This window comes from Janthinobacterium sp. P210006 (assembly GCF_036231885.1).
In the GTDB taxonomy this organism is placed as follows: Bacteria; Pseudomonadota; Gammaproteobacteria; order Burkholderiales; family Burkholderiaceae_D; genus Janthinobacterium; species Janthinobacterium violaceinigrum.
Genome location: NZ_JAZARD010000004.1, coordinates 585,434 through 611,447, shown reverse-complemented (window position 1 = coordinate 611,447; position 26,014 = coordinate 585,434). Strand labels below are relative to the sequence as shown.

At 64.6% G+C, this 26,014-nt stretch carries 23 protein-coding genes and 1 tRNA gene; 18 read left to right on the top strand and 6 right to left on the bottom strand.

Features of this window, described 5'->3' with window-relative positions; genetic code table 11:
* Positions 1 to 40 precede the first annotated feature (40 nt).
* The 12 genes from xylF (at position 41) to gabD (ending at position 13,232) form a co-directional block, all read left to right on the top strand.
* Entirely contained in the window at positions 41 to 1,015 is a 975-nt protein-coding gene (gene xylF, locus VPH41_RS22530; RefSeq protein WP_152257858.1) for a D-xylose ABC transporter substrate-binding protein, read from the top strand.
* Positions 1,016 to 1,117: 102 nt separating this feature from the next.
* Positions 1,118 to 2,695 carry a D-xylose ABC transporter ATP-binding protein gene (gene xylG, locus VPH41_RS22525; protein ID WP_328571552.1) on the top strand — a complete coding sequence of 526 codons (1,578 nt, stop codon included), beginning with the start codon at positions 1,118 to 1,120 and terminating at the stop codon, positions 2,693 to 2,695.
* Entirely contained in the window at positions 2,692 to 3,834 is a 1,143-nt protein-coding gene (locus VPH41_RS22520) for a sugar ABC transporter permease (RefSeq protein WP_328571551.1), read from the top strand. The genes xylG and VPH41_RS22520 overlap by 4 nt, the downstream gene beginning before the upstream one ends.
* A 153-nt stretch (positions 3,835 to 3,987) precedes the next feature.
* On the top strand, positions 3,988 to 5,187 hold the full coding sequence (locus VPH41_RS22515) for a XylR family transcriptional regulator (protein WP_328571550.1): 1,200 nt from the start codon (positions 3,988 to 3,990) through the stop codon (positions 5,185 to 5,187).
* Positions 5,184 to 5,957, top strand: a complete 774-nt coding sequence (locus VPH41_RS22510) for an aldose epimerase family protein (RefSeq protein ID WP_328571549.1) — start codon at positions 5,184 to 5,186, stop codon at positions 5,955 to 5,957. The genes VPH41_RS22515 and VPH41_RS22510 overlap by 4 nt, the downstream gene beginning before the upstream one ends.
* Positions 5,958 to 6,041: 84 nt before the next feature.
* The gene (locus VPH41_RS22505; protein WP_328571548.1) at positions 6,042 to 7,055 is read left to right on the top strand and encodes a 2-dehydro-3-deoxygalactonokinase; all 1,014 of its coding nucleotides are present in this window, start codon (positions 6,042 to 6,044) and stop codon (positions 7,053 to 7,055) included.
* On the top strand, positions 7,052 to 8,782 hold the full coding sequence (araD, locus tag VPH41_RS22500) for an L-arabinonate dehydratase (protein WP_328571547.1): 1,731 nt from the start codon (positions 7,052 to 7,054) through the stop codon (positions 8,780 to 8,782). Before VPH41_RS22505 ends, araD begins: the two co-directional genes overlap by 4 nt.
* 14 nt (positions 8,783 to 8,796) lie before the next feature.
* A complete protein-coding gene (locus VPH41_RS22495; protein WP_328571546.1) occupies positions 8,797 to 9,690 on the top strand; it encodes an SMP-30/gluconolactonase/LRE family protein in 894 nt (297 codons plus the stop codon).
* A 13-nt stretch (positions 9,691 to 9,703) separates the two neighbouring features.
* Positions 9,704 to 10,357 carry a bifunctional 2-keto-4-hydroxyglutarate aldolase/2-keto-3-deoxy-6-phosphogluconate aldolase gene (locus tag VPH41_RS22490; RefSeq protein WP_328571545.1) on the top strand — a complete coding sequence of 218 codons (654 nt, stop codon included), beginning with the start codon at positions 9,704 to 9,706 and terminating at the stop codon, positions 10,355 to 10,357.
* Positions 10,358 to 10,423: 66 nt separating this feature from the next.
* Complete coding sequence (locus VPH41_RS22485) at positions 10,424 to 10,846, top strand: CoA-binding protein (protein WP_328571544.1); 423 nt, start codon at positions 10,424 to 10,426, stop codon at positions 10,844 to 10,846.
* A complete protein-coding gene (locus VPH41_RS22480) occupies positions 10,843 to 11,685 on the top strand; it encodes a PPK2 family polyphosphate kinase (protein WP_152283877.1) in 843 nt (280 codons plus the stop codon). Before VPH41_RS22485 ends, VPH41_RS22480 begins: the two co-directional genes overlap by 4 nt.
* A 92-nt stretch (positions 11,686 to 11,777) precedes the next feature.
* The gene (gabD, locus tag VPH41_RS22475; protein WP_100875101.1) at positions 11,778 to 13,232 is read left to right on the top strand and encodes an NADP-dependent succinate-semialdehyde dehydrogenase; all 1,455 of its coding nucleotides are present in this window, start codon (positions 11,778 to 11,780) and stop codon (positions 13,230 to 13,232) included.
* A 103-nt stretch (positions 13,233 to 13,335) separates the two neighbouring features.
* Here gabD and VPH41_RS22470 read toward each other — a convergent pair whose 3' ends face one another.
* Complete coding sequence (locus VPH41_RS22470) at positions 13,336 to 14,472, bottom strand: extracellular catalytic domain type 2 short-chain-length polyhydroxyalkanoate depolymerase (protein WP_328571543.1); 1,137 nt, start codon at positions 14,470 to 14,472, stop codon at positions 13,336 to 13,338.
* A 181-nt stretch (positions 14,473 to 14,653) separates the two neighbouring features.
* Here VPH41_RS22470 and VPH41_RS22465 point away from each other — a divergent pair, with 181 nt between their 5' ends.
* Positions 14,654 to 15,247, top strand: coding sequence for a glutathione peroxidase (locus VPH41_RS22465; RefSeq protein ID WP_152257847.1), 594 nt, complete (start codon positions 14,654 to 14,656; stop codon positions 15,245 to 15,247).
* A 115-nt stretch (positions 15,248 to 15,362) separates the two neighbouring features.
* Positions 15,363 to 15,725, top strand: a complete 363-nt coding sequence (locus VPH41_RS22460; RefSeq protein WP_152283880.1) for a DUF1428 domain-containing protein — start codon at positions 15,363 to 15,365, stop codon at positions 15,723 to 15,725.
* On the opposite strand, the gene pabB is transcribed toward VPH41_RS22460, so the two are convergent.
* The 3 genes from pabB to VPH41_RS22445 all read right to left on the bottom strand — a co-directional run bounded on the left by pabB (position 15,718) and on the right by VPH41_RS22445 (position 18,977).
* Entirely contained in the window at positions 15,718 to 17,556 is a 1,839-nt protein-coding gene (gene pabB, locus VPH41_RS22455) for an aminodeoxychorismate synthase component I (RefSeq protein WP_328571542.1), read from the bottom strand. The genes VPH41_RS22460 and pabB overlap by 8 nt on opposite strands.
* Positions 17,557 to 17,564: 8 nt before the next feature.
* The gene (gene slmA, locus VPH41_RS22450) at positions 17,565 to 18,140 is read right to left on the bottom strand and encodes a nucleoid occlusion factor SlmA (protein ID WP_152283882.1); all 576 of its coding nucleotides are present in this window, start codon (positions 18,138 to 18,140) and stop codon (positions 17,565 to 17,567) included.
* A gap of 102 nt (positions 18,141 to 18,242) precedes the next feature.
* Entirely contained in the window at positions 18,243 to 18,977 is a 735-nt protein-coding gene (locus VPH41_RS22445) for a pyrimidine 5'-nucleotidase (RefSeq protein WP_328571541.1), read from the bottom strand.
* A 90-nt stretch (positions 18,978 to 19,067) separates the two neighbouring features.
* Between VPH41_RS22445 and VPH41_RS22440 the strand changes: the two genes are divergently transcribed.
* Positions 19,068 to 19,937 carry a TraB/GumN family protein gene (locus VPH41_RS22440; RefSeq protein WP_328571540.1) on the top strand — a complete coding sequence of 290 codons (870 nt, stop codon included), beginning with the start codon at positions 19,068 to 19,070 and terminating at the stop codon, positions 19,935 to 19,937.
* A gap of 280 nt (positions 19,938 to 20,217) precedes the next feature.
* On the opposite strand, the gene VPH41_RS22435 is transcribed toward VPH41_RS22440, so the two are convergent.
* A tRNA-Thr gene (locus VPH41_RS22435) sits at positions 20,218 to 20,292 on the bottom strand.
* A 65-nt stretch (positions 20,293 to 20,357) separates the two neighbouring features.
* The gene (gene argB, locus VPH41_RS22430) at positions 20,358 to 21,251 is read right to left on the bottom strand and encodes an acetylglutamate kinase (RefSeq protein WP_010393729.1); all 894 of its coding nucleotides are present in this window, start codon (positions 21,249 to 21,251) and stop codon (positions 20,358 to 20,360) included.
* 231 nt (positions 21,252 to 21,482) lie between these two features.
* Between argB and VPH41_RS22425 the strand changes: the two genes are divergently transcribed.
* The 3 genes from VPH41_RS22425 (at position 21,483) to VPH41_RS22415 (ending at position 26,011) form a co-directional block, all read left to right on the top strand.
* Positions 21,483 to 21,686 (top strand): cysteine-rich CWC family protein, encoded by a 204-nt coding sequence (locus tag VPH41_RS22425; RefSeq protein ID WP_152283884.1) that lies wholly within the window; start codon positions 21,483 to 21,485, stop codon positions 21,684 to 21,686.
* 94 nt (positions 21,687 to 21,780) lie between these two features.
* Positions 21,781 to 24,828, top strand: coding sequence for a response regulator (locus tag VPH41_RS22420; RefSeq protein ID WP_328571539.1), 3,048 nt, complete (start codon positions 21,781 to 21,783; stop codon positions 24,826 to 24,828).
* Positions 24,829 to 24,859: 31 nt separating this feature from the next.
* Positions 24,860 to 26,011, top strand: a complete 1,152-nt coding sequence (locus VPH41_RS22415) for a response regulator (protein WP_328571538.1) — start codon at positions 24,860 to 24,862, stop codon at positions 26,009 to 26,011.
* Positions 26,012 to 26,014: the final 3 nt, after the last annotated feature.

The window sequence follows — 26,014 nt, the reverse complement described above, 5'->3', positions numbered from 1 at the left end:
AAGGAGACACGTAATGAACAAGATCATCAGTGCAGCCATCATGACCGCCATGCTGGCATTGACAAGCAGCGCCGCCCTGGCCGATGCGAAAAATCCGAAGATCGGCTTTTCCATCGACGATTTGCGCGTGGAGCGCTGGACGCGCGACCGCGATTTCTTCATCGCCGCGGCCGAAAAGCAGGGCGCCAAGGTCTTCGTGCAATCGGCCGACGCCAGCGAACAGCGCCAGATCTCGCAGATCGAGAACCTGATTTCGCGCGGCGTGGACGTGCTGGTGATCGTGCCGTTCAACGCCACTGTCCTCAACAATACCGTCAAGGAAGCGAAAAAGGCCGGCATCAAGGTGCTGTCGTATGACCGCCTGATCCTGAACGCCGATATCGATGCCTACATCTCGTTCGACAACGAGAAAGTGGGCGAGATGCAGGCCGAAGGCGTGGTCAAGCTGCAGCCGAAGGGCAATTACTACCTGCTGGGCGGTGCGCCGACGGACAACAACGCCAAGATGCTGCGCGAAGGCCAGATGAAGGTGCTCAAACCGTTCATCGACAAGGGCGACATCAAGGTCGTCGGCCAGCAATGGGTGAAGGACTGGAGCGCCTCCGAAGCGCTGTCCATCGTGGAAAATGCACTGACGGCCAACGGCAACAAGATCGACGCCATCGTCGCCTCGAACGACGGCACGGCCGGCGGCGCCATCCAGGCGCTGGCCGCGCAAAAACTGGCAGGCAAGGTGCCGGTTTCCGGCCAGGACGCCGACCTGGCGGCAGTGAAACGCGTGATCGCCGGCACGCAATCGATGACCGTCTACAAGCCGCTGAAAACCATCGCTGCCGAAGCGGCCAAGCTGGCCGTGCAGCTGGCGCGCAATGAAAAACCGGCCTACAACTCCAGCTATGACAATGGCTTGAAAAAGGTCAGCACGGTGCTGCTGAAACCGACGCCGCTGACCAAGGCAAACGTGAACATTCTCGTCGACGACGGCTTCTATACCAAAGCTCAGTTGGGCAACTAAAAGCTGGGGTCAGACCCGCCGGGGGAGTACGCCCGAATGGGGCGCACTCCGATCCCGCAGGGACTGACCCCTGATTTCTGTTAATCCGCAACGAGAGTGAGCATGTCCGACTATCTGCTTGAAATGAAAGGCATCGTCAAACAGTTTGGCGGTGTCCGCGCGCTCGACGGCATCGACCTGCAGGTGCGGGCCGGGGAGTGCATCGGCCTGTGCGGCGAGAATGGCGCCGGCAAGTCGACCCTGATGAAGGTGCTGTCCGGCGTGTACCCGCACGGCACCTGGGATGGCGAGATCCTGTGGGATGGCCAGCCCCTGCGCGCGCAATCGATCCGCGACACGGAAGACGCAGGCATCATCATCATCCACCAGGAGCTGATGCTGGTGCCGCAGCTGTCCGTGGCCGAGAATATCTTCATGGGCCGCGAGCTCACCCTGCCCGGCGGGCGCATGCATTACGCGGCCATGTACAAACGCGCCGACGAGCTGCTGCGCGAACTGAAGATTCCCGAACTGAACGTGGCGCTGCCCGTGATGAATTACGGCGGCGGCCACCAGCAGCTGGTGGAAATCGCCAAGGCGCTCAACAAGAATGCGCGTTTGCTGATTCTCGACGAACCATCGTCGTCGCTGACGGCATCGGAAATCGCCGTGCTGCTCGATATCCTGCGCGCGCTGAAAGCCAAGGGCGTCACCTGCATCTACATTTCGCACAAGCTCGATGAAGTGGCGGCCATCTGCGACACCATCGTCGTCATCCGCGACGGTAAACATATCGCCACCACGCCGATGGCGCAGATGAACGTGGAACGCATCATCGCGCAGATGGTGGGCCGCGAAATGAACCAGCTGTATCCGCAGCGCTCGGCAAAACAAAAGGGCGCCATCGGCGAGGTGCTGTTCGAGGCGCGCCACGTGACGTGCATCGATGCGGACAATCCGCGGCGCAAGCGTGTCGACGACGTGTCGTTTACCCTGCGCAAGGGCGAGATCCTCGGCATCGCGGGGCTGGTGGGGGCGGGGCGCACGGAGCTCGTCTCGGCCCTGTTCGGCGCCTACCAGGGGCCGTGCCAGGCCGAAGTCTGGCTCGATGGCCGGAGAATCGATACCAGTTCGCCGCAAAAGGCCATCGCCATGGGTCTGGCCATGGTGCCGGAAGACCGCAAGCACCATGGCATCGTGCCTGACCTGGACGTGGGGCAGAACATCACCCTGGCCGTGCTGGAAGAATTTGCGCGCGCCACGCGCATCGACGGCGAGGCGGAACTGGCAGCCGTGCGCGGCGAGATCGCCCAGCTGGAGCTCAAAACAGCCAGCCCGTCGCTGTCCATCACCAGCCTGTCCGGCGGCAACCAGCAAAAAGCCGTGCTGGCCAAGATGCTGCTGACGCGCCCCCGCGTGCTGATCCTCGACGAGCCCACGCGCGGCGTGGACGTGGGCGCCAAGTATGAAATCTACAAACTGATGCTGGCGCTGGCCGACCGGGGCGTGGCCATCATCATGGTCTCGTCGGAACTGGCCGAAGTGCTGGGCGTGTCCGACCGCGTGCTGGTGATGGGCGAAGGCCGGTTGCGCGGCGACTTCATCAACGATGGCCTGAGCCAGGAAACCGTGCTGGCGGCAGCCCTGTCCCAGCACCCTGCGCCCGCCGCCCCTACCGCCTACAAGGAACCCGCAGCATGAAACCGCACAGTATCAAACAACTGTTCACCCAATACAAGATGCTGGCCCTGCTGATCGCCGTGGCGCTGATCTGGGCTTTTTTTTCGTGGAAGACGCAGGGCAGTTTCCTCACGCCGCGCAACCTGTCGAACCTGCTGCGTCAGATGTCCGTCACGGGCATCCTCGCCTGCGGCATGGTGCTGGTGATTATCGCCGGCGAGATCGACCTGTCGATTGGCTCCCTGCTGGGCCTACTCGGCGGCATCGCCGCCGTGCTGGACGTGACGCAGCACTGGCCGCTGGCGCTGAACCTGGCGGCGGTACTCGGCTGCGGCCTGGTGATCGGCCTGCTCAATGGCTACCTGACGGCGTACCGGGGCATTCCGTCCTTCATCGTGGGCCTGGGCGGCATGCTGGCGTACCGCGGCATCCTGCTGGGCATCACGGGCGGCATCACGATCGCGCCCGTTTCCGAGCCGCTCGTGTACCTGGGGCAGGGCTACCTGCCCGCGGTGCCCGGCATCGCGCTGGGCATCGGCCTGTTCCTGCTGGCCGCCTTCCTGACGTGGCGCGCGCGCGCCAGCCGCGCGCAGCATGGCTTGCCGCAGACGGCGCCCTGGGCCGACGGCTTGCGCCTGGCCGTCATCGGCGCCGTGCTGTATGCCTTCGTGCAGACCCTGAACGGCTATGAAGGCATCCCGCTGCCCGTGCTGTTGCTGCTGGCCTTGCTGGGATTGTTCAGCTACATCACCAGCCAGACCGTGTTCGGCCGCCGCATCTACGCCGTGGGCAGCAATATGGAGGCGACGCGTTTATCCGGCATCAACGTGAAAGCCGTCAAGCTGTGGATCTTCGGCATCATGGGCCTGATGTGTGCGCTGGCGGGGCTGATCAACACGGGCCGCCTGGCGGCCGGTTCGCCGTCGGCCGGCACCTTCAGCGAACTCGATGCCATCGCCGCCTGCTTCATCGGCGGCACCTCGATGCGCGGCGGCTCGGGCACCGTGTACGGCGCCCTGATCGGCGCGCTGGTCATGGCCAGCCTCGATAACGGCATGTCCATGCTGGACGTGGACACCTACTGGCAGATGATCGTGAAAGGCAGTATCCTCACCCTGGCCGTGTGGGTCGATGTCAGCACGCGCGCCGGACGCCGCTAGCGGGGAACCTCGACAAACCTGCTGCGCGTCCCACTATCGCCTCTGCGTTGCTCAGCGTACCTCCGCTTGCGCTACTCAAGGCGATATTGGACCGCTCGCTACGGTTTTTCGAGGCCCCGAAAGGCCTGGCCGCCACATGGAGGAGACACCAGCATGAAGATGCCGACCGCGCACCGGATCGCGCTGCTGTTCAACGGGAACAAGATCTATGACCGCGACATCATCGCGGGCATCGCCGCCTACCTGAACACCACGCGCGTGTCGTGGGACCTGTTCCTAGAAGAGGATTTCCGCTGCCGCCTGCCCGGCATCGAACGCTGGCAGGGCGACGGCATCATCGCCGATTTCGACGATCCCGCCGTCTGCGCGGCGCTGGCGCACAGCCGCCTGCCCGTGGTGGCCGTGGGCGGCTCGTATGCGCGCGCGGAAGACTACCCGGCCGGCATCCCGTATGTGGCGACCGATAATTTCAAGATCATCAAGCTGGCCTATGAACACCTGGTGGAAGCGGGCTTGACGCGCTTTGCCTGTTTCAGCCTGCCCGAGGCCGATGTCAACCGCTGGGCGCAGGAGCGCGAAACGGCGTTCTGCGCCCTGATGCAGCGCGACCACATGCGCGCCGACGTGTACCGGGGCGTCGCCACCAGCGCACCGTCGTGGGACGAGGCGGTGGAGCAGCAGATCGCCTGGCTCAACAGCCTGGAAAAACCCGTCGGCATCATCGCCGTCAGCGACGCGCGCGCGCGCCAGCTGCTGCAAGCGTGCATGCACGCAGGCATCGCCGTGCCGGAGCAGGTGGCGCTGATCGGCATCGACAACGATCCGCTGGCGCGCATGCTCACGCGCATTCCGCTCAGTTCCGTCATCCAGGGCACGGAGGAAATGGGCCGCACGGCGGCGCATTTGCTGCACCAGATGCTCAATGGCGCGCGCCTGTCCGGCACGCGCATTCTCGTGCCGCCGGCCGGCCTGAACGTGCTCGCCTCCACGCGCCACCAGCCTTTCCAGCACCCGCAGGTGATGCAGGCGCGCCACTTCATCCGCCAGTACGCGTGCCAGGGCATCAAGACGGAGCAGGTGGCCGATTACGTGGGCGTGTCGCGCTCCTCGCTGGAAGCGCACTTCCGCCACGAGCTGGGACGCAGCGTGCACGACGAGATCCTGCATTTCAAGCTTGATGCGGCCAAGACCCTGCTGGCACGGGGGCCGGGGCAGGTGGCCGAGGTGGCCGTGCGTTGCGGCTTTACGACGGTGCAGTACATGCATGCCGTCTTCAAGCGCGAACTCGGTTGCACGCCGCGTGAATTCCAGCAGCGCAGCCGGCCGCCGCCGGCGCCCGGGCAGGCGCCATGATGCATCTGCTGCGCAATGCGCGCGGCATGCGCGTGGCCATCGGCGCGCACGATGCCAGCGTGCGCGCCTGGTGGGCGCCCGACCGCTATGGCCGCCTGGCCGACGTGCTGGGCGCGGCGCCCCTCGCGGCGCATGCACCCGCGCACTGGCAGTGCGACCCGCCGGACGGCGGCCACTTGCTGTTGCACCTGGCCCGGGACGGCCTGTCGGTGCGCCTGGCCTACCGCCTAGATGACGATGGCAGCCTGCATCTCGATTGCGCCGCCATGGCCGATAGCGTTTCCCGTTTTGCGCTTGCCGCGCCCCTGTTCAATCTGCAGGGCCGCAATGCGGCCGTGGGCGACCATGTGCTGCGCCTGGCCGCCGACCATTACGGCCCCTGGCCTGGCGGCGGCGCGGGCGGCGCGCCGCTCGACGTGGCGGGCAGCGCCTTCGACTTCCGCCAGCCGGCGCCGCTCGCTTCGCGCCTGGCCTGGCCCGCGCTGACCCACTTGCCGGGCTTCCGGCATGACTTCTACTGGGCCGGCAGCGGCCAGCTGCGCGAGGCGGCGCGGGTGGCCGACCCCGCGTCGGGCCGGGTCCTGCGTTTTTCCAGCACCCAGGACGGCTGCCATCTGTATTCCGATGCGCGCTGTTTTTCCCTGCTGGCACAGGGCGTGCAATTGCAGCCGGGACAGGCGATGCGGTTCACGCTTGCCTACCGTTTGGGCGTGCAGGATATCGACGCATTTGACATATCCGAACCGGTATCAATGACGCCAAATAAGTGATTGGTCAGATATGCGGGGCAGTTCTACCATGAGGTAGTTTTTCCCTCATTTATTTTTGCCCTTACCGACGCCGCGAACCTGCCCATGAACATACTCACCATCGATGCCGGCACTACCAATACGCGTACCTTGCTGTGGCGCGCAGGCGCCGTCGTCGCCCAGGCGCAGCTGGAAACGGGCGTGCGCAATACCGCCATCGATGGCCATAACGGCGCGCTGAAACAGGCGCTGCGCGACACCATCGCCAGCGTGCTGGCCAGCGCGCGCATCGCGCCGTCCGAGGTGAACCTGGCGCTGGCCTCGGGCATGATCACCTCGCCCATGGGCGTGCAGGAAGTGCCGCATGTGCCGGCGCCCGCCGGCCTGGCCCAGCTGGCGCAAAGCATGCAGGCGGTGGACTTGCCCGACGTGCTGGCGCAGCCCCTGTGGCTGATTCCCGGTGTGCGCAACCAGCATGGCGCCGTCGGCCTGCATAACGTCGAGGCGATGGACATGATGCGCGGCGAAGAGACGGAAGTCGTCGCGCTGCTCGAGCGCCTGCAGCTGCGGGGTGCGGCGACCCTGATCATGCCCGGCTCGCATACCAAATTGATCAGCGTGGACGAGCAGCGCCGCATCCTCGGCTGCAGCACCACCATCGCGGGCGAGCTGCTGCAGGCGATCACGCAGCACACCCTGATCAAGCAATCGGTCGACGGCGGTTTTGCGCAGACCCTGGTGCCGAAAATGCTGCTGGCCGGTGCGGCCGCGGCGCAAAAGACGGGACTGGCGCGCGCCTGCTTCAGCGTGCGCACCCTGGGCCAGTTCAGCGCCATCGAATGCAACGAGCGGGCCAATTTCCTGATGGGCGCAGTGCTCAGCGGCGACTTGCTGGCGCTGCGCAACAGCACCGCCATCCAGATGCGGCCCGATACCCCGCTCGTCATCACCGGCAAGCCCATGCTGCGCCAGGCGCTCGGGCTGCTGATCGAAGAACACGGATTTTTTTATGGCAAGCGCATCATCGTCGACGACCAGCAGCAGGCAAATCTGGCTGGCCACGGTGCGCTGCTGATCGCCGCCGCGCGCGGCTTGATTTCCCCGCAGGAGACAGTATGAGTGACAATAAAAAGCAGCCCCAGCTGCGTTCGCAAGCGTGGTTTGGCGGCGATGACAAGGACAGTTTCATCCACCGCAGCTGGATGAAGAACCAGGGTTATCCTGGCGATGCCTTCGATGGCCGTCCCGTCATCGGCATCTGCAATACCTGGTCCGAGCTGACGCCCTGCAATGGCCATTTCCGCGACCTGGCCGAGATGGTCAAGCGCGGCGTGCTCGAGGCGGGCGGCTTTCCCGTCGAATTTCCCGTGATGTCGCTGGGCGAGACGAATCTGCGCCCGACGGCCATGCTGTTCCGTAATCTGGCCAGCATGGATGTCGAGGAATCGATCCGCGCCAACCCGATCGACGGCGTGGTGCTGCTGACGGGCTGCGACAAGACCACGCCGGCCCTGCTGATGGGCGCGGCCAGCGTGGACTTGCCCACCATCGTGCTGTCGGGCGGCCCCATGCTGAACGGGAATTACCGCGGCAAACCGATCGGTTCGGGCACGGACGTGTGGAAGTTTTCCGAAGACGTGCGGGCCGGGCGCATGACCTCCAGCGAATTCAAGCAGGCCGAATCGTGCATGTCGCGCTCCGCCGGCCACTGCATGACCATGGGCACCGCCTCCACCATGGCCAGCATGGTCGAGGCGCTGGGCGTGACCCTGCCCGGCAACGCGGCCATTCCCGCCGTCGATGCGCGCCGCAAGCTGCAGGCGCAGCTGACAGGCCGGCGCATCGTCGACATGGTGCGCGAAGACCTGAAACTGTCGCAGATCCTCACGCGCGAAGCGTTTGAAAACGCCATCATGGTCAACGGCGCCATCGGCGGCTCGACGAATGCGGTGATCCACCTGCTGGCCATCGCGGGGCGCATCGGCGTGGACATGCGCCTGGCCGACTGGGACCGCCTGGGCCGCGACATACCGTGCCTGCTCAACCTGATGCCGTCGGGCCAGTACCTGATGGAAGATTTCTACTATGCGGGCGGCCTGCCCGTGATCATCCGCGACCTGCTGGGCAAACTGCATGGCGAGGCGCTCACCGTCACGGGCGCCAGCATGGCCGTCAACGTGGCCGAGGCGGAAAACTTCAATCCCGACGTGATCACGCCGCTGGCGCAGCCATTCAAGGACGAGGGCGGCATCGCCGTCCTGCATGGCAACCTGGCCCCGCGCGGCGCCGTCATCAAGCCCTCTGCCGCTTCGCCCGAGCTGATGCAGCACCGTGGCCGCGCCGTCGTCTTCAATAGCATCGAGCACTATAAAAAGCGCGTCGACGACCCGGCGCTCGATATCGACGCCAGCTGCGTGATGGTGCTGCAAAATTGCGGCCCGCAGGGCTATCCGGGCATGGCCGAAGTGGGCAATATGGGATTGCCGAAAAAACTGCTGGAACAGGGCGTGCGCGACATGGTGCGCATCTCGGACGCGCGCATGAGCGGCACGGCCTACGGCACGGTGGTGCTGCACGTGGCGCCGGAGGCGGCGGTGGGCGGGCCGCTGGCCCTGGTGCGCGATGGCGACATGATTGAACTGGACGTGGCGGGACGGCGCTTGCACCTGGACGTCGACGAGGCCGAGCTGGCGCGCCGGCGGGCAGAATGGAGCGCGCCGCCACCAGCCATGAAGGGCGGCTACCAGTCGATGTACATCAGGCACGTGACGCAGGCCGACGAAGGGGCGGACCTGGATTTTCTCGTCGGCTGCCGGGGCTCGGCGGTTCCGCGCGAATCACATTGAAAGAAGGAACAGACATGGGGACACAGGCCCAATTACTGGTCGATGCGCAGGATTTCCTGGGCGAGGGCGTACGCTGGTGCGAACGCAGCGGCCGCGTTTTCTGGACGAATATCGAAGGCTGCCAGCTGCATGCGCTGGTGCTGGCCACGGGCGAACGCCAGCGCTGGGACATGCCCGAGCGCCTGGCCTGCTTCGCGCTGACGGACAACGCCGAGGTGCTGCTGCTGGGACTGGCCTCGCGGCTGGCGTGGTTTGACGCGCGCAGCGGGGCCGTCACGCCCTTGCACACGGTGGAGGGCGACTTGCCCATGACGCGCCTGAACGATGGCCGCTGCGACCGCCAGGGACGCTTTGTCTTCGGCACGCTCGATGAACGCCCGTGCCGCGATGCCATCGCCAGCTTCTACCGCCTCAACCTGGACCTGACCCTGGAGCGCCTGCCGCTGCCGCAGATCGCCATCTCGAACAGCATCTGCTTCAGCGTCGATGGCACGGCCATGTATTTTTGCGACTCGATGAAGAAGGCGATCTACCGCTGGGACGATTACCTGGGGGGCGACGCCAGCCGGGTGCGCGTGTTTGCCGTGCTCGATCCGGGCCCCGGCGCCGCCGATGGCGCCACCATCGATGCGCACGACCACCTGTGGAGCGCGCAGTGGGGCGCCGGCAAGGTCTTGCGCTTCGCGCCGGACGGCAGCATCGAGCGCGCGATCGGCTTGCCCGTGTCGCAGCCCAGCTGCGTGAGCCTGGGCGGCCCCGATTATGACGAGCTGTTCGTCACGACGGCCCAGGAAAACCTGACGCCGGCACAGCTGGAAAGCGAGCCGCTGGCCGGCGGATTGTTTCATGCGCGCCAGCCTGGCTTGCGCGGCTTGCCGGAGGTGCGCTTCGGCGCCCTGCCGGCCTGACAGGAGAGAGCATATGCAAAAGCACCTGGTTTTCAAGGGCATCCTCGAACGGGGCATGGTGGGCATCGTGCGCGCCCCTTCGGCGCAGGCGGCCGTGCAGATCGCCGAGGCGTGCATCGCCGGCGGCATCACGGCGCTGGAAGTGGCCTTCACCACGCCCGACACCTTGGGCGTGCTGCGCACCCTGCGCGAACGCCACGGCCATGACGTGCTGCTGGGCGCGGGCACGGTGCTCGATACGGAGACGGCGCGCGCCGCCATCCTGGCCGGCGCCCAGTTCATCATCTCGCCCGGCGTGAACGTGGAGACCATCGCGCTGTGCCAGCGCTACCAAGTGCTGGCCATGCCGGGAGCGATGACGCCGACGGAAATCGTCACGGCCCTGCAGGCGGGCGCCGACATCGTCAAGGTCTTCCCCGCGGAGATGTTCGGCCCCGCCTACATCAAGGCGCTGCGCGCGCCGTTGCCGCAAGCGCCCTTGATGCCCACGGGCGGCGTGACGGTGGAGAACCTCGATGAATGGTTTGCCAGCGGCGCCGTGGCCGTGGGCATCGGCAGCAGCCTGAGTGGCCCGGGCGCCACGGGCGATTACGGGGCCGTGACGGCGCGCGCGCAGGCCTTCGTGGCGAAAATGGCGGCCGTGCGGACTTCTAGGTCTTCTGGATAGCTCCCTGCGCTGGATAATTCTGCTACGCTAGGCGGGCAATGTCGCACGCCCAACCACGAACAGAATATGTCCAACATCGCCCGCATCCTGCAAGACAGCCGCATCATCGCCATCGTCGGCATGTCCGACAAGCCCGAACGCGCCAGCCACGAAGTGGCCGATTACCTGCTGCAGCATGGCTACCGCGTATTGCCTGTCAATCCGGCCCTCGCCGGCAAGCAGGTGCTGGGCCAGCAGGCCTATGCGTCCCTGACCGAGGCGGCGGCCGCCGTCGCGCCGGCGCGCATCGATATCGTCGACTGCTTCCGCAAGCCGGCAGACATTCTGCCCATCGCCGAGGAAGCCATCGCCGTCCAGGCGCGCTGCCTGTGGCTGCAGCTGGAGGTCGTCAATGAAGAAGCGGCGCGCCTGGCGCGCGCGGCGGGGCTGGAGGTGGTGATGGACCACTGCACGAAAATCGAGCACCGCAAGCTGGCGGTGGCGGCATGAAGGCGCGCACGCAGTTCCGGGCCGGGAAGGACTTCGACCTGAACGAGGATTTCGCGGGCAAGCGCCTGCTGGGCGCCGCCACCAAGGCGGCAAACAAGAAGCTGACGGCGGCCCAGTGCAAGGCGCTGGACCGCGAGGAAACCGTGGCGCTGACGGCGCAGATCGCCGAGTGCCAGAGCATGCTGTACGCGCAGCACAAAAAGAAGGTGCTGCTGGTCCTGCAGGGCATGGATACCTCGGGCAAGGACGGTACCGTCAAGGCCATCTTCAGCAATATCAACCCGATGGGCATCCGCGCCGTGGCGTTCAAGGGGCCCACCGATATCGAACTGGCGCACGATTACCTGTGGCGCGTGCACCAGCACGTGCCCGTCAAGGGCGAGATCGCCATCTTCAACCGCAGCCATTACGAGGATGTGCTGATCACGCGCGTGCAGGACATGATCGACAAGGCCGAATGCCAGCGCCGCTACGCGCAGATCCGCGATTTCGAGCGCATGCTGAGCGAAACGGGCACCGTCATCCTGAAAATCTTCCTGCATATCTCCAAGGACGAACAGCGGGGACGGTTGCAGGAGCGGCTCGACGATCCCGACCGCCAGTGGAAGTTCGATCCCAACGATATCGCCCAGCGCAAGAAGTGGGATGGCTACCAGCGCGCCTATGAAACGGCCATCCGCGAGACGGATGCCGACCATGCGCCCTGGTACGTGGTGCCATCGAATTCCAAGACCCAGCGCAACCTGGTGGTGGCCTCGCTGCTGCTGGAAACGTTGCAGGGCATGAAGCTGGAATATCCGGCGCCGGACCCGAAACTATCGTCTTTCAAGGTCGAGTAGCGCCTGGGGGAGTTTGGCGCCGCGCCTGCGGAATCGGCCGCGCTGTGGCATAGTATCCCTCGTCGATAATTCAAACCAGACCGGAGATGCATATGCTGCAGTTGAAAGATCCTACCTTGTTGCGTCACCAGGCTTACGTGAATGGAGCCTGGGTCGATGCCGATGGTGGCCAGACGATTAATGTGAGCAATCCCGCCACGGGCGAGCATATCGGCACGGTGCCCCTGATGGGCGCGGCCGAGACGCGCCGCGCCATCGAGGCGGCCAATGCCGCCTGGCCTGCCTGGCGCAAGAAGACGGCCAAGGAGCGCGCGGCCGTGCTGCGCCGCTGGCATGACCTGATCCTGGAAAACGCCGACGACCTGGCGCTGATCATGACCACCGAACAGGGCAAGCCCCTGCCGGAAGCGAAGGGCGAAGTGCAGTTCGGCGCCTCGTTCATCGAGTGGTTTGCCGAAGAAGGCAAGCGCGTCGCAGGCGACACCCTGCAATCGCCATGGCCGGACCGCCGCCTGGTCATCACCAAGGAGCCGATCGGCGTGTGCGCCGCCATCACGCCGTGGAATTTCCCCGCTGCCATGATCACCCGCAAAGTCGGCCCGGCCCTGGCTGCCGGCTGCCCGATGGTCCTCAAGCCGGCCGAAGCGACGCCGTTTTCCGCGCTGGCGCTGGCCGTGCTGGCCGAGCGCGCGGGCGTGCCTGCGGGCGTGTTCAGCATCGTCACGGGCGCGCCGAAGGACATCGGCGGCGAAATGACGTCGAACCCCATCGTGCGCAAGCTGACGTTTACGGGCTCGACCCAGGTGGGCCGCCTGCTGGCCGAGCAATGCGCGCCGACGATCAAGAAGCTGTCGCTGGAACTGGGCGGCAACGCGCCGTTCATCGTTTTCGACGACGCCGACCTGGATGCGGCAGTGGAAGGCGCCATCGCCTCGAAATACCGCAATGCGGGCCAGACCTGCGTGTGCGCCAACCGCCTGTACGTGCAGGACAGCGTGTATGACGCGTTTGCCGACAAGCTGGTGGCCGCCGTGGCCAAGCTGAAGGTGGGCAATGGCATCGAGGCGGGCGTCACGCAAGGCCCGTTGATCGACGCCAAGGCTGTCGCCAAGGTGGAAGAGCACGTGGCCGATGCGCTGGGCAAGGGCGGCCGTCTGCTCGCTGGCGGCAAGCGCCATGCGCTGGGCAACGGCTTCTTCGAGCCGACCATCATCGCCGACGTGACGAACGACATGCGCGTGGCCACGGAGGAGACCTTCGGTCCGCTGGCGCCCCTGTTCCGCTTCAAGACGGACGATGAAGTCATCGCCCTGGCCAACAATACGGAATTCGGCCTGGCTGCCTACTTCTATTCGCGCGACATCGGCCGCATCTGGCGCGTGGCCGAAGGCCTGGAAACGGGCATGGTCGGCGTCAATACGGGCTTGATCTCGAACGAGATCGCACCCTTCGGCGGCGTCAAGCAATCGGGCCTGGGCCGCGAAGGGTCGACCTACGGCATCGAAGACTACCTGGTCATCAAGTACATATGCATGGGCGGTATCTAGGATGCTGGATTAAATCTGCCGGGCGGCGCGCTTTCCGGCCTGCGCTTCCTGGCCAGAAATCGTTGCCGCTCGCTACGATTTTCTCAAGCATCCGTGACGTCTGTCAGTGACGGCTGTTGCGAGCCGATCCTAACCTGTCCAGCATGCCCTTGACCGCCTGCATCTGCGTGCCGCTCTTGCGGTAGAAGTCCGGGTCGATCGGATTGAGGCTGGTGTAGCCCCAGAAATCCCAGCAGCCTTTCGGGTTGTACGGGTAGACGGGGCTCGGTTCGGCCTGCGGATACAGCACGATGATCTTGTTGGCGTCCGCTACCTGGTTGTAGCCGGTGCTGGTATAGAACCGGTCGCCGATGGCTTGCGTCGTTTGCAGGCAGCCGTGGAAGACCACGTGCACGCGGCAGCTCTCGCTGTCGCAGGCTTTCGGGATATAGGCGTAGCCCGTATTGTTCATGCTCGAGTACGCGCTCTGGATGAAGCTGCGCTGGTTGAAGGAGATCAGCTTGCCCGTCAGCGTGGCCGACGCGGGCTGCAGCCCCGGGTACAGGTGCTGCAGGATGTCGCGCGCCTGCACGAAGTCGCAGTCATTGATGAAGGGCGACGCCGTCACGCCGCAAGCCGTGTCCTGGTTGTTGTCCGTGATGATGGCATGGCCTGCGCCGACATTGTCGACGAAGCGGATCTGCTCGGCCGGCGTACCTGCCAGCGCATAGAATTTTCCTACCTGTTCCACCACGGGCTGCGTCACGGTCTGGTCTTTCGTTCCGCTGAACAGATACACGCGCTGGCGTTTCAGGTTGGCCGTGTCGTCGATCAGGCGCATGCGCGCAAAATCGTTCGCTGCGCGCAGCAATTCGCTGGCCACGGGCGGCGCCACCTGCGCGCTGCCCGGGTTCATGCAGGTGGTCAGGGCATTCGTCAGGTAGGGAATGTAGGGGAAGCGGCCCGGCTGGCCAGAGCAGAAATACGGGCCGCCCGCGATGATGCCGGCGCCGGCAACGGTGGCCGAGTAGGCGACGGCAAACTGCGCGGCCATGAAGCCGCCCGAGGACAGGCCGGACACGGTGGTCTGGCTCAGGTCGGCCTGGTAGCCGGGCAGGGTGGGGGCGTCTCTTGTCGCGGCGGGCTTGACGGCCTTGGCGGCCTTGACGGTTGTGGCGGCGTGGGCGCCGGCTGGCGCGAGGGTCAGCAGGCCGGCGGCCAGCAGTGCGCAGACGGGACGGGAAAGGGCGGGGAAGGGCATGGCATCTCCACAAGACAGGAAAAAGGACAGGAAGGCCGAGCATAGGTAAAAAAACTGTGCGTTGGGCAAGTACTGCACCGTCGTTGATGTCGCTCAAGCTATCGCTGTTGTTGTTGCTCTCATACGCGCGCGCAGCGTTTGACATAGAATGGTTTTTTTCCTTCCCACCATGGTGCCCCTCATGTCCAAGACCTTTGCCCAGCTGTTTGCGCTGACCACCCTTGCCGCCAGTGCCAGCCTGGCCATCCCCGCCCATGCTGCGGAAGCCGCCACGGCTGCTGCCGCACCGGCCGCCTGCCCCGCCATCCTCAAGCAGACGTTCAACCGCTTGCAGGATGAAGCGCCGCAAAACCTGTGCCAGTACGCGGGCAAGGTCGTGCTGGTGGTGAATACGGCCAGTTATTGTGGTTTTACCAACCAATACGAAGGACTCGAGGCGCTGTACGCCAAGTACGGCAGCAAGGGACTGGTGGTGCTGGGCTTCCCGTCGAACGATTTCGGCAAGCAGGAGCCGGGCAACAGCAAGGAAATCGCCGATTTTTGCTACAACACCTATGGCGTGAAATTCCCCATGTTTGCCAAATCGGTGGTGTCGGGCCCGGCGCCGAATCCGCTGTACGTGGATCTGATCAAGCAGACGGGCAAGACGCCCGCCTGGAATTTCCATAAATACCTGATCGACCGCCACGGCAAGGTGGTGGAAAGCTTCCCCAGCAAGGTGACGCCGGACGACAAGAAACTGGTGGGCGCGGTGGAAAAAGCGCTGGCGATGTAAGTTGCCGGGACACAAGCAGGCTTGAACGCCTGCTTTTTTTTAATGCCGCGCTTGTCGTCTTGCCATCACTGTCCTAAGCTGGGTGTTCGCGTTTGTCACAACAAAGGAGAACATCATGGCGTATGTCGATGGATTTGTGGTGCCCGTACCGAAAGCCAAGCTCGATACCTATCTGGCCATGTCGCGCGCCTGCGGCGCCGTCTGGCGTGAATATGGCGCACAGGAATTTCGCGAATGCGTGGGCGACGATGTCAAGCCGGGCAAGCTGACCTCGTTCCCGCAGGCGGTGGACTTGCAGGATGGCGAAGTGGTGGTGTTCTCCTGGATCGTGTTCGAATCGCGCGCCAGGCGCGATGAAATCAACGACAAGGTCATGAAAGACCCGCGCCTGGCCGAGATGATGGACCCGGCCAAGCTGCCGTTCGATGGCAAGCGGATGATCTACGGCGGTTATGAAATGCAGGTAGATATCAAATAAGCAGCTGTGCGGGCAGCGCCCCGCGCAGTGCATTGCACACGATGATGGCCTCGGCTTGCGCCAGCATGGCGCGCGTGATGACGGTTTCCTGCGCGTCCCAGGCGGGATCGGCCAGCATGGCCGCGCGCTGCACGCCGGGCAGCAAGCCGCAGGACAGCGGGGGCGTGTGCCAGCGGCCATCGAGTTTCACGAACACATTGCTGCGCCCGCCCTCCGTCAGCTCGCCCCGTTCATTGAAGAACAGCATGTCGAAAGCGCCTTGCGCCTCGGCTGCGCGCCAGGCTGCGTCATAGCGCGCGCGCACGCTGCTCTTGTGACGCAGGAACAGGTCGTCCGCCATGGTGGCGTCGGGCGCCAGCAGGACGTTGACCGTGTCCGGCAGGGCGGCGAGGGTGCCGCTTTGCACCGTGCACTGGCCATCCTGGCGCAGCGCCAGGCGCAGGCGGAATGGTGCATCGTCCGGCCGCTGCGCGCAGGCAGCCTGCAGCGCGGTGCGGGCGGCATTCTCGTCCCACGCAAAACCGAAGTAGGCGCAGGAAGCGGCCAGGCGCGCCAGGTGGCGTTCCTGCTGGCGGCAGCCGCCCGTGCGGCTGGCGTGCAGGGTCTCGAACAGTTCGAAGTCGTTGGCCAGTCCCGTGAGGAAGCGGGCCTTGAGCTGGCACTCCGCAAATTCCTCCTGCGGGTCGCTGTCGAGCACGATGCCGGCGCCCACGCCCATCTCGCCGCGCCGGATGCCGCCAGGGCCTGCCGGCTGCAGGGCCAGGGTGCGGATAGGTACGGACATGCAGAAGTCGCCCACCGGGCGGGGAGTGCCGGCGTGTGGCGGATCGAACCAGCCGATGGCGCCCGTGTAGATGCCGCGCGGCACCGGCTCCAGCTCGGCGATGATTTCCATGGTGCGGCGTTTCGGCGCGCCCGTGATCGAGCCGCATGGATACAAGGCCTGGAAGATGTCGGCCAGGCTGGCGTCGTCGCGCAGGCGCGCCTGCACGGTCGACGTCATTTGCAGCACGCTGCTGTAGCGCGTCACCTCGAACAGGGCCGGCACCGTGACGGACCCCGTGGCGGCGATGCGGCCGATGTCGTTGCGCAGCAGGTCGACGATCATCAGGTTTTCCGCGCGGTTTTTCGGATCGCTGGCCAGGGCGCTGGCGCGGCGCGCGTTTTCCTGCGTCTGTTCGGCAGGGGCGGCCGGCGCCGTGCCTTTCATGGGACGCGCCGTCAGCTCGCCTTGTGCATGGCGCACGAACAGCTCGGGCGACAGCGACAGCAGGGCGCCGCCATCGGGCAGCATCACCAGCGCGCCGTACGGCACGGGCTGGCGCGCGCGCAGCCGCGCATACAGGGCCAGGGGCGAGCCGAAGGCGTCGAAGCGCAAACGGTAGGTGTAGTTGACCTGGTAGGTGTCGCCGGCCACGATGTAGTCGTGGATGCGGTGCAGCGCGCGCGTGAACTCGGCCTGATCCACGCTCGCGCGGATGTTGGCCACGCCGGCCAGCGCGGTGTCCTCGCGGACGCGCTCATCCAGCCACTGCAGCACCTCGTCCTGCGACAGCGGTGTGCAGTGTTCAAAGACGAGCACTTGCGCCAGCGGCGGCGCGCCGATGCCGGCCGCACGCGGCGGCATGGCCAGCAAGTGCGCGCCCAGTTCGTAGCTGCACACGCTGACGGCGTGCTGGCCGCGTTGCAAGGCCTCTTGCAGCCCTGCGAGCAGGGCTGGCCACCCGCTGCCCTCGGTGCATTGCAAGACCGCCGCCAGGCCCGTGTACAGGCGCGAACCGGCGCCGGGCGCGCTGGCGTCGTCGAGCAGGGCGAAGCAGTCGGCAGGCATGGGGACAGCTATCCCAGCAGCATGGCGATTTGCAGCGCCGCTTCCTGGGATGGATTGATCTTGAAGCCGCTCTTGGCGTAGCGGTGCCAGCGTCCGATGACGTAGCCGACGATCAGGGTGGCGCGCGCCGCTACTTCGCTTTCCTTGCCATGGCCTTCGGCGGCGGCCACGCGCAAGGACTGCTTGAGCGCCAGTTCCACGCGGTCGTAGAACTGGTTCATGCGCACTTGCAGGCGCTCGTCCTCATTGACCAGGGCGTCGCCGATCAGCACGCGCGTCATGCCCGGATTGCTGATGGCGAAATTGAGCAGCATGCCGACGATGTCGCGCGTCTGCGTCATGCCGTCGCTGTGCTTTTCCGCGATCTGGTTGATCAGGCCGAAAACGCTCGACTCGATGAATTCGATCAGCCCTTCGAACATTTGCGCCTTGCTGGCGAAATGGCGGTACAGGGCAGCTTCCGAGACGGCCAGTCTGGCCGCCAGTGCGGCCGTGGTGATCTTTTCGCCTTTCGGCTGCTCCAGCATTGCGGCGAGGGCCTGAAGAATTTGTAGCCTGCGTTGGCCCGGCGGTGTGCTTGCCATATTTTCTCTTGTCGTTAAAAAAAATGCTGCCTTGATGGGGAGGTCCGTCACCGCCGCTAGCGGTGCGGCTTCCGGCGTCAACCGGAAGCCCAGGAATCCCCTTCAACGCAGTCGGTGAAGGCGGCGTGCCAAATGCCGGACAGATTTTACTTTGACATCGACGTAAGCGGGGCGATTTAACGCCTTGGGCAGCTTGGCCACGCCGATCGGATCGGCCATTTTCAGGTATTGCGTGACCCAGGCCGTGCGCAGGCCCAGCTTTTTTGCCCCCTTCAGGTTGGCCAGGGTGTCTTCCACGAGGATGCAGCGGCCCGGGCGGAGCTGGTGCTTGCGCATCAGTTTGCGCAGCATCAGGGTCGATGGCTTGGGCCGCAGCTGGCGGTGCACGTGCATCGCCTCGATGGCGATATGCTGCGCAAAGTGCTGGCGCAGGCCCAGGTGGCGCATGACGTCGCTCGAATAGCGCAGCGGCGCATTGGTGAGTAAAATTTTACGGCCAGGCAGGCGTTTGAGTAAAGCCCCCAGTCCCTTCTCGGCGCGTATCATGGCGTGCAAATCGTCGAACGCATGTGTCTCGTGGAGGAAGTGCGCGGCTTGCACCTGGTGGTGCTTGACCATGCCCAGCAAGGTGGCGCCATAGCGGCGCCAGTAGGCCGCGCGCGCCGCATTGACGATGGCGTCGTCGGCCGGCGTCACGCCGTCGCCCAGTACGCGGGCAATATAGGTGTTCATATTGGCCGTGATGGTGGGAAAGATGGCGTGCGAGGCATTGTGCAGCGTGTTGTCGAGGTCAAACAGCCAGACCGGCGACGAGCGGTTAAGATGGGACACAGGCACAGGAGTCTTTGCTAGCGAGAGAAGATGAAAAATTCAACAATCAGGAAAACCATGCGACGCCAGATTATAGTGATGTTTTGCGGATTATTCTTGCTGCCGTTGCAGGCGGCCTTGGCCGACGCGGCACCCGTGGCGCAAAACCGGGGCGCCCTGTTCAATGTGCAGGACGGGGGCCACACCCTGTATTTGTTCGGCACCATCCATGTCGGCGCGCCCGATTTTTATCCGCTCGAACCGACGGTGACGCAGGCGCTGCAGCAGGCCGGGGCGCTGGCGCTGGAGATCGATCCCGGCGCCGATCCGCGCGCCGCCCTGGGCGCCGTGCTGAAATACGGCATGGAAGCGCCAGGCAGCAAGGTGCCGCCGGACTGCCGCCAGACCCTGGCGCCGCGCCTGGCGCCGTTGTTGCAAAAATACGGCATTCCGGCCGAATCGGTGGCGCCGATGAAGCCGTGGATGCTGGCCAGCATGCTGGCCATCGGCGAATTTTCCACGCTGGGCTACCGCTCGGAACTGGCGGTGGACAATTATCTGTCGCAGCAGGCCAAGGCGCGCAAGATCCCCGTGGTGGAACTCGAATCGATGGAAGGCCAGATGGCGCTGTTCGGCGCCATGTCGCCGGCCGACCAGTGCCGCTTCCTGGAAGACGGCGTGGTGTCGATCGAGGACCAGGAGCAAAGCCAGGAAGCGCGCGAGATCGCCGACGCCTGGCGCACGGCCGATGCGGCCGCCTTCGACAAACTGGCCGCCAAAGCGGCGCAAGACCCGTCGTTCGCCGCCCAGTTCGTGCAGAAAGTGCTGCTCGACGGCCGCAACCCCGCCCTGGCCGACGGCATCGCCAAACTGCTGGCACGCGAAAAGTCCAGCCTCGCCGCCATCGGCGTGCTGCACCTGGTGGGCACGAAAAGCGTTCCGGATCTATTGCGTCAGAAGGGCTTGAAGGTCGAGCGGATTTATTAGTTTTGACGACAGCAGGAAGAATAGATGACGCTAGCTCCGCCGCGCAAAACACGCGGCAGAGCAGATGGAAAAGTGTTCAGGGCAAGGCGGACTGACGAAGACAGTACGCAGGTACGGCGAGGAAGGACAACGCCGCCATGGACATTTCTAACGATGGTGAGATGACGGCAGAGTAGATGAAAAGTGTTCAGGGCAAGGCGTCGAGCCGAAGACAGTACGCATGTACGGCGAGGCGAGACAACGCCGCCATGGACATTTTTCAGATACGGGGATAAATCGATGGTGCCCTTGACGTGGATCGAACACGTGGCCTCTCCCTTACCAAGGGAGTGCTCTACCACTGAGCTACAAGGGCAAATTAAAAGCGGCGCCAGGTGATCTGCGCCGCCAAACTACTCGCCGTGATGCACGGCGATTTTTTTAGTGCGAACGGATCATAGTACCAAAAGCCTGCTCGGTCAACACTTCCAGCAATAATGAGTGTTCGATGCGGCCGTCGATGATGTGCACCGTGTTCACGCCGGACTTGGCGGCGTCGAGCGCCGACGAGATCTTCGGCAGCATGCCGCCCGAGATCGTGCCATCGGCGAACATCTCGTCGATTTCGCGCGCCGACAGGTCGGTCACCAGGTTGCCCTGCTTGTCCTGGACGCCGGCGATATTGGTCATCATGATCAGCTTTTCCGCTTTCAGGATTTCCGCGATCTTGCCCGCCACCACGTCGGCGTTGATGTTGTAGGCCTGGCCGTCCTGGCCGAAACCGATCGGCGAGATGATGGGAATGAAGGCATCGTCCTGCAGCGCCTTGACGACGGCCGGGTTGATCGCGTCGATCTCGCCGACGAAGCCGATGTCGAGGAATTCACCCGGATGTTCGCGGTCCGGCATCTGCATCTTGCGCGCGCGGATCAAGCCGCCATCCTTGCCCGTCAGGCCGACGGCCTGGCCGCCGTAATGGTTGATCAGCATGACGATATCCTGCTGCACTTCGCCGCCCAGCACCCACTCCACCACTTCCATGGTTTCTTCGTCGGTGATGCGCATGCCTTGCACGAAGGTGCCTTGCTTGCCGATTTTTTTCAGCGCGTTGTCGATCTGCGGTCCGCCGCCGTGGACCACGACGGGGTTCATGCCGACCAGCTTAAGCAGGATGACGTCGCGCGCGAAACCGTGCTTCAGGCGTTCGTCCGTCATGGCATTGCCGCCGTATTTGATGACGATGGTCTTGCCGTGGAAATTGCGGATGTAGGGGAGGGCCTCGGCCAGAATCTGCGCCTTGATTTGCGGCGACACCGCCGTCAAGTCGTCATTCATGTCCAGGTTCAAGTTAGCTAGTTGATTCATGGCGAGTCCGGAAAATAGATTGGTGAGATTTTACAGGGAAGACGAAAATCTTGGAGGCATTATAGGGCGATCTTGTTGTATTTTCCCTGATCATCCTATAGTCTGGTCCGATATGTCCGCCAGCCAGCCCTTTTACTGCCAGTTACATCTGCGTCGCGCGGGGACCTGGCGTGTCACACACTTGCCAATTCAAACACAGCCATGAGCCAGTGCAGCCGCTGCGGCGCCACTTTCCAATGTGGCCAGACCGACCCCCAGGCCAGCGGACCATGCTGGTGCACGGCCCTGCCGCCCGCCATGCCCGTGCCGGGCAACAGCGCCATCGGCTGCTGGTGCCCTGCCTGCCTGCAAGCGCATATCGCCGCGCTGCCGCTGCCCGCAAAAGCCATAACGTCGGCCAATTAAGCGCTTCGGCATGCAATTGCTTTGCAATAAACCTTGCATTCTGTAGGGGAATACGTTCAGACTTCGATTTTTAAGAATTTCTGATAGGAAAGTCATGCGCTTCAGGGATATCCGGATCGGCGTGCGCATCAATGCCGGTTATGCCATTTTGATCGTGCTGATGCTGGTCGTCATCGTGCTGGCGGGCAGCCGTATCTATGCCATCCGTGCCGAGACGGACGATATCCTGCAGCGCGACTGGGTCGCCGCCAAGGCCACCAGCAAGATCCACAGCCTGGCGCGCGAGGCGGCCACGCGCATCGCCAGCCTGCCGAGCCAGCACAAGCTGGCGCAGCGCCAGGCGAACCAGGAACGCCTGGAGGCGATCCGGCAAGGCATCGACGACCAGGTGCGCATCCTCGACGGGCTCGATGCGCGGCCCGACGAGCGGCGCCTGCTGCAGCAGATGCACCAGGCGCGCGCCGGCTATTACACGTCCCTGCAGTCCCTGTTCGCACTGGTCGGGCAGGGCGACGATGCCGGCGCGGAGCAGACGATGCAGACGCAAACGCTGCCCGTGCTGGAAAAGGTGCTGCTGTACGTGGGCCAGCTCGACGACCTGCAGCAGCAGCAGATCCGCGACAGCGCGGCCAGGATACGCAACGACATCGACACTTCGCTGCTGCTGATGGGCGGCATCGGCCTGGCTGCCCTGCTGACGGGGCTGGCCTTTGCCTGGTCGGCACGCTCGATCACGCGTCCGCTGGGCGAGGCGGTGGCGATCGCCACGCGCGTGGCCAATGGCGACCTCAGTTCCATCATCGAAGTGACCTCGCGCGACGAGACGGGCGAATTGCTGCAGGCGCTCAAGGACATGAGCACCAGCCTGGCCGTCGAGCAGGACCTGCGCCACGCCGTCGAAGTGGCCGAGGATGCGACCAAGATGAAGTCGGACTTCCTGGCCAATATGTCGCACGAGATCCGCACGCCCATGAACGGCATCATCGGCATGACCCACCTGGCGCTGCAGACGGATCTCACGTCGACCCAGCGCAATTACCTGGAGAAGGTGGAATCGGCTTCGAAGAACCTGCTGGCCATCATCGACGACATCCTCGATTTCTCGAAGATCGAGGCGGGCAAGATGGCCTTTGAAAAAGTCGATTTTTTCCTTGAAGACGTGCTGGCGCAGATCGCCGACCTGTCCGTGATGCGGGCCCAGGACAAGGGACTGGAACTGCTGTTCGACATCGGCCCCGACGTGCCGAATGCATTGCAGGGCGATCCGCTGCGTCTGGGGCAGGTGCTGATCAACCTGACCAACAATGCCATCAAATTTACGGAAAAGGGCGAGATCGTCGTCACCATCCGCCTGCAGCAGCTCGAGGAGCATGCGGCGGTCTTGCGCGTGGACGTGCGCGACACGGGCATCGGGCTGACGCCGCCCCAGCGCAGCAAGCTGTTCCAGGCCTTTACCCAGGCCGACACCTCGACCACGCGCCACCATGGCGGCACGGGCCTGGGACTGACCATCAGCAAGCGCCTGGTGGAAATGATGGAAGGCGAGATTGACCTGGTCAGCGAAGCGGGCGTGGGCAGCACCTTTTTCTTTACGGCCCGCTTCGGCCTGGCCGCCGTGCCGCGCGACAGCCTGCCGGTGCCGCTGCAATTCCAGGGCCTGCGCGTGCTGGTGGTCGACGACAACCCCAGCGCGCGTGAAATCTTCGTCAGCATGCTGACGGCGCTGGGCTTCGAGGCGCGTGCCGTGTTTGGCGGCGTGCTGGCCATCGGCGCCGTGGCGCAGGCGCGCGCCGAGGGGCGGCCGTACGGGCTGGTGCTGATGGACTGGAAAATGCCGGGCATGAACGGCCTCGATACCCTGGCCGGCATCCGCGCCGACGCCGCCGGCATCGATGCGACGCCGGCCTGCATCATGGTCACGGCCTTCCATCGCGAAGCGCTGCTGGAGGCGGCGCGCCAGCGCGAATTGCCGCTCGACGGCGTATTGAACAAGCCGGTCAGCGCTTCGACCCTGCTCGACCAGATCTCGTTTGTGTTTGGCGGCGTGACGGGGCAGAGCCGCAAGACGCAGCGCCAGAGCAGCTACCGCGACGACGAACGCGCGCTGCGCGGCGCCTGGCTGCTGCTGGTGGAAGACAATGAGGTCAACCAGGAAGTGGCGCAGCATATTCTCAACGACGCCGGCATCCGCGTCGATATCGCGGGCAACGGCGCCATCGCGCTGGCAAAGATCGAGGAAAACGCCTATGACGGCGTGCTGATGGATTGCCAGATGCCCGTGATGGATGGCTACCAGGCCACCCGCAAGCTGCGCCAGGACCCCCGTTATTCGAATCTGCCCGTGATCGCCATGACGGCCAATGCCATGGTGGGCGACAAGGAAAAATGCCTGGACGCGGGCATGAACGATTTCATCGCCAAGCCGATCGACGTGGCGCAGTTGTTCGGTACGCTGGCGCGCTGGATCGCGCCGGCCGCGCCGCAGGAAATGACGGCGGTGGTGGCGCAGCCGGAAGCGGAGCTGCCCGTGATCGCCGGCCTGAAAATGGCGGAGGCCATGCGCCGCGTGGGCGGCAATGCCGCTTTGATGCGAAAATTGCTGGACCGTTTTGTGGAAACCCAGTTCGATGCCATGCAGCGCATCGTTGCCGCCATCGAAAACAACCAGCTCGAGACGGCGATCCGCGAAGCGCATACCCTGAAGGGCCTGGCCGGCAATATCGGCGCCGGTGGCCTGGCCGACAGCGCCGCGCGGGTCGAGCATTTACTCAGCCTGGGCTCGCACGACGGCTTGCCGCAGGCGCTGGCCGCCTGCACCCTGGCGCTTGATGAACTGGTGCCGAAGATCGTGCTGGCCATGCAGGCGCGCAGCAATGCGGCCGAGGCGGGCGCTACGCCGGCGGTGCAGGTGGCCGCGGTGGATCGGGCGCAGCTGGAGGCGGGCTTGCGCGAGCTGTCGCAACTGCTGCAGCAGGACGATGCGCAGGCCGTCAAGCACCTCGACGGCATCGGTCCCGTGCTGGTCGCGGCGGGCCAGGCCGAACATGCGCGCCAGCTGAAGCGCATGCTGGGACAATACGATTTCGAAGGTGCGCTGGCGCAGCTGGGCGAGGTAGCCGATGCGCTGGAGCTGACACTGTGACAAGGATAACTATGCAAAGCGAAGGACGGGCATGAGAGCGCCGGCAAGCAAGCCAACCATCCTGGTGGTCGATGACACGCCAGACAATATCGACCTGCTGCGCGCGGTGCTGGAAGACGATTACCGCACCAAGATTGCCGTCAATGGCGAGCGCGCGCTGAAGATCGCCGCCGGCAGCGACCAGCCCGACCTGATCCTGCTCGACATCATGATGCCGGGCATGAGCGGCTACGACGTGTGCCGCGCGCTGAAGGCCGATCCCGCCACGGCCGCCATTCCCGTGATTTTTGTCACCGCCATGAGCGAAGTGGCCGACGAGCAGCTGGGCCTGGCCCTGGGTGCCGTCGACTACATCACCAAGCCGATTTCGGCGCCCATCGTGCTGGCGCGCATCAAGACGCAACTGGCGATGAAGCAGATGCAGGATTTCCTGCGCGACCAGAACCAGTACCTGGAAACGGAGGTGGAACGCCGCGTGCAGGAAGTCAAGGCGCTGCAGGATGTCACCATCCACGCCATGGCTTCGCTGGCCGAGACGCGCGACAGCGAGACGGGCAACCATATCCGCCGCACCTCGCACTACCTGAAGGCGCTGGCCGAGAAGGTGCGCGGCTTGTCGCGCTTCCGCGATTTTTTGACGGACAAGAATATCGAACTGCTGTTCAAGACGGCACCGCTGCACGACATCGGCAAGGTGGGCATCCCCGACCATATCCTGCTCAAGCCGGGGCGTTTCGAGCCGCACGAAATGGCCATCATGAAGACGCACACCACCCTGGGGCGCGACGCCATCCTGGCGGCCGAACACGAGCTGGGCATCGAAGTCGATTTCCTCAAGTACGCGAAAGAGATCGCCTACAGCCACCATGAAAAATGGGATGGCAGCGGCTACCCGCAAGGGCTCGCCGGCGAAGACATCCCGATTTCGGCGCGCCTGATGGCGCTGGCCGACGTGTATGACGCCCTGATCAGCCGGCGCATCTACAAGCAGGGCATGGACCATGCGCAGGCCGTGCAGATCATCGTCGAGGGGCGCGGCTCGCACTTCGACGCCGAGATCGTCGACGCTTTCCTGGAAATCCAGGACCAGTTCATCGCCATCTCCAACCGCTATGCCGACGGCGTGTGCGAGATCGCCGACAAGCAGCGGCAGGTGGCGCCGTTTGCCGACAAAATCAGCTGACGG

Bases quoted from the DNA above. Each gene is read 5' to 3' on its own strand.
- slmA (WP_152283882.1), bottom strand. From the start codon at position 18,140: ATGGCAAGCACACCGCCGGGCCAACGCAGGCTACAAATTCTTCAGGCC.
- VPH41_RS22505 (WP_328571548.1), top strand. From the start codon at position 6,042: ATGAACATACTCACCATCGATGCCGGCACTACCAATACGCGTACCTTG.
- VPH41_RS22490 (WP_328571545.1), top strand. From the start codon at position 9,704: ATGCAAAAGCACCTGGTTTTCAAGGGCATCCTCGAACGGGGCATGGTG.
- VPH41_RS22495 (WP_328571546.1), top strand. From the start codon at position 8,797: ATGGGGACACAGGCCCAATTACTGGTCGATGCGCAGGATTTCCTGGGC.
- VPH41_RS22520 (WP_328571551.1), top strand. From the start codon at position 2,692: ATGAAACCGCACAGTATCAAACAACTGTTCACCCAATACAAGATGCTG.
- VPH41_RS22415 (WP_328571538.1), top strand. From the start codon at position 24,860: ATGAGAGCGCCGGCAAGCAAGCCAACCATCCTGGTGGTCGATGACACG.
- VPH41_RS22510 (WP_328571549.1), top strand. From the start codon at position 5,184: ATGATGCATCTGCTGCGCAATGCGCGCGGCATGCGCGTGGCCATCGGC.
- VPH41_RS22515 (WP_328571550.1), top strand. From the start codon at position 3,988: ATGAAGATGCCGACCGCGCACCGGATCGCGCTGCTGTTCAACGGGAAC.
- xylF (WP_152257858.1), top strand. From the start codon at position 41: ATGACCGCCATGCTGGCATTGACAAGCAGCGCCGCCCTGGCCGATGCG.
- VPH41_RS22425 (WP_152283884.1), top strand. From the start codon at position 21,483: ATGAGCCAGTGCAGCCGCTGCGGCGCCACTTTCCAATGTGGCCAGACC.
- pabB (WP_328571542.1), bottom strand. From the start codon at position 17,556: ATGCCTGCCGACTGCTTCGCCCTGCTCGACGACGCCAGCGCGCCCGGC.
- araD (WP_328571547.1), top strand. From the start codon at position 7,052: ATGAGTGACAATAAAAAGCAGCCCCAGCTGCGTTCGCAAGCGTGGTTT.
- VPH41_RS22465 (WP_152257847.1), top strand. From the start codon at position 14,654: ATGTCCAAGACCTTTGCCCAGCTGTTTGCGCTGACCACCCTTGCCGCC.
- xylG (WP_328571552.1), top strand. From the start codon at position 1,118: ATGTCCGACTATCTGCTTGAAATGAAAGGCATCGTCAAACAGTTTGGC.
- VPH41_RS22485 (WP_328571544.1), top strand. From the start codon at position 10,424: ATGTCCAACATCGCCCGCATCCTGCAAGACAGCCGCATCATCGCCATC.
- VPH41_RS22480 (WP_152283877.1), top strand. From the start codon at position 10,843: ATGAAGGCGCGCACGCAGTTCCGGGCCGGGAAGGACTTCGACCTGAAC.
- gabD (WP_100875101.1), top strand. From the start codon at position 11,778: ATGCTGCAGTTGAAAGATCCTACCTTGTTGCGTCACCAGGCTTACGTG.
- VPH41_RS22460 (WP_152283880.1), top strand. From the start codon at position 15,363: ATGGCGTATGTCGATGGATTTGTGGTGCCCGTACCGAAAGCCAAGCTC.
- VPH41_RS22420 (WP_328571539.1), top strand. From the start codon at position 21,781: ATGCGCTTCAGGGATATCCGGATCGGCGTGCGCATCAATGCCGGTTAT.
- VPH41_RS22470 (WP_328571543.1), bottom strand. From the start codon at position 14,472: ATGCCCTTCCCCGCCCTTTCCCGTCCCGTCTGCGCACTGCTGGCCGCC.
- argB (WP_010393729.1), bottom strand. From the start codon at position 21,251: ATGAATGACGACTTGACGGCGGTGTCGCCGCAAATCAAGGCGCAGATT.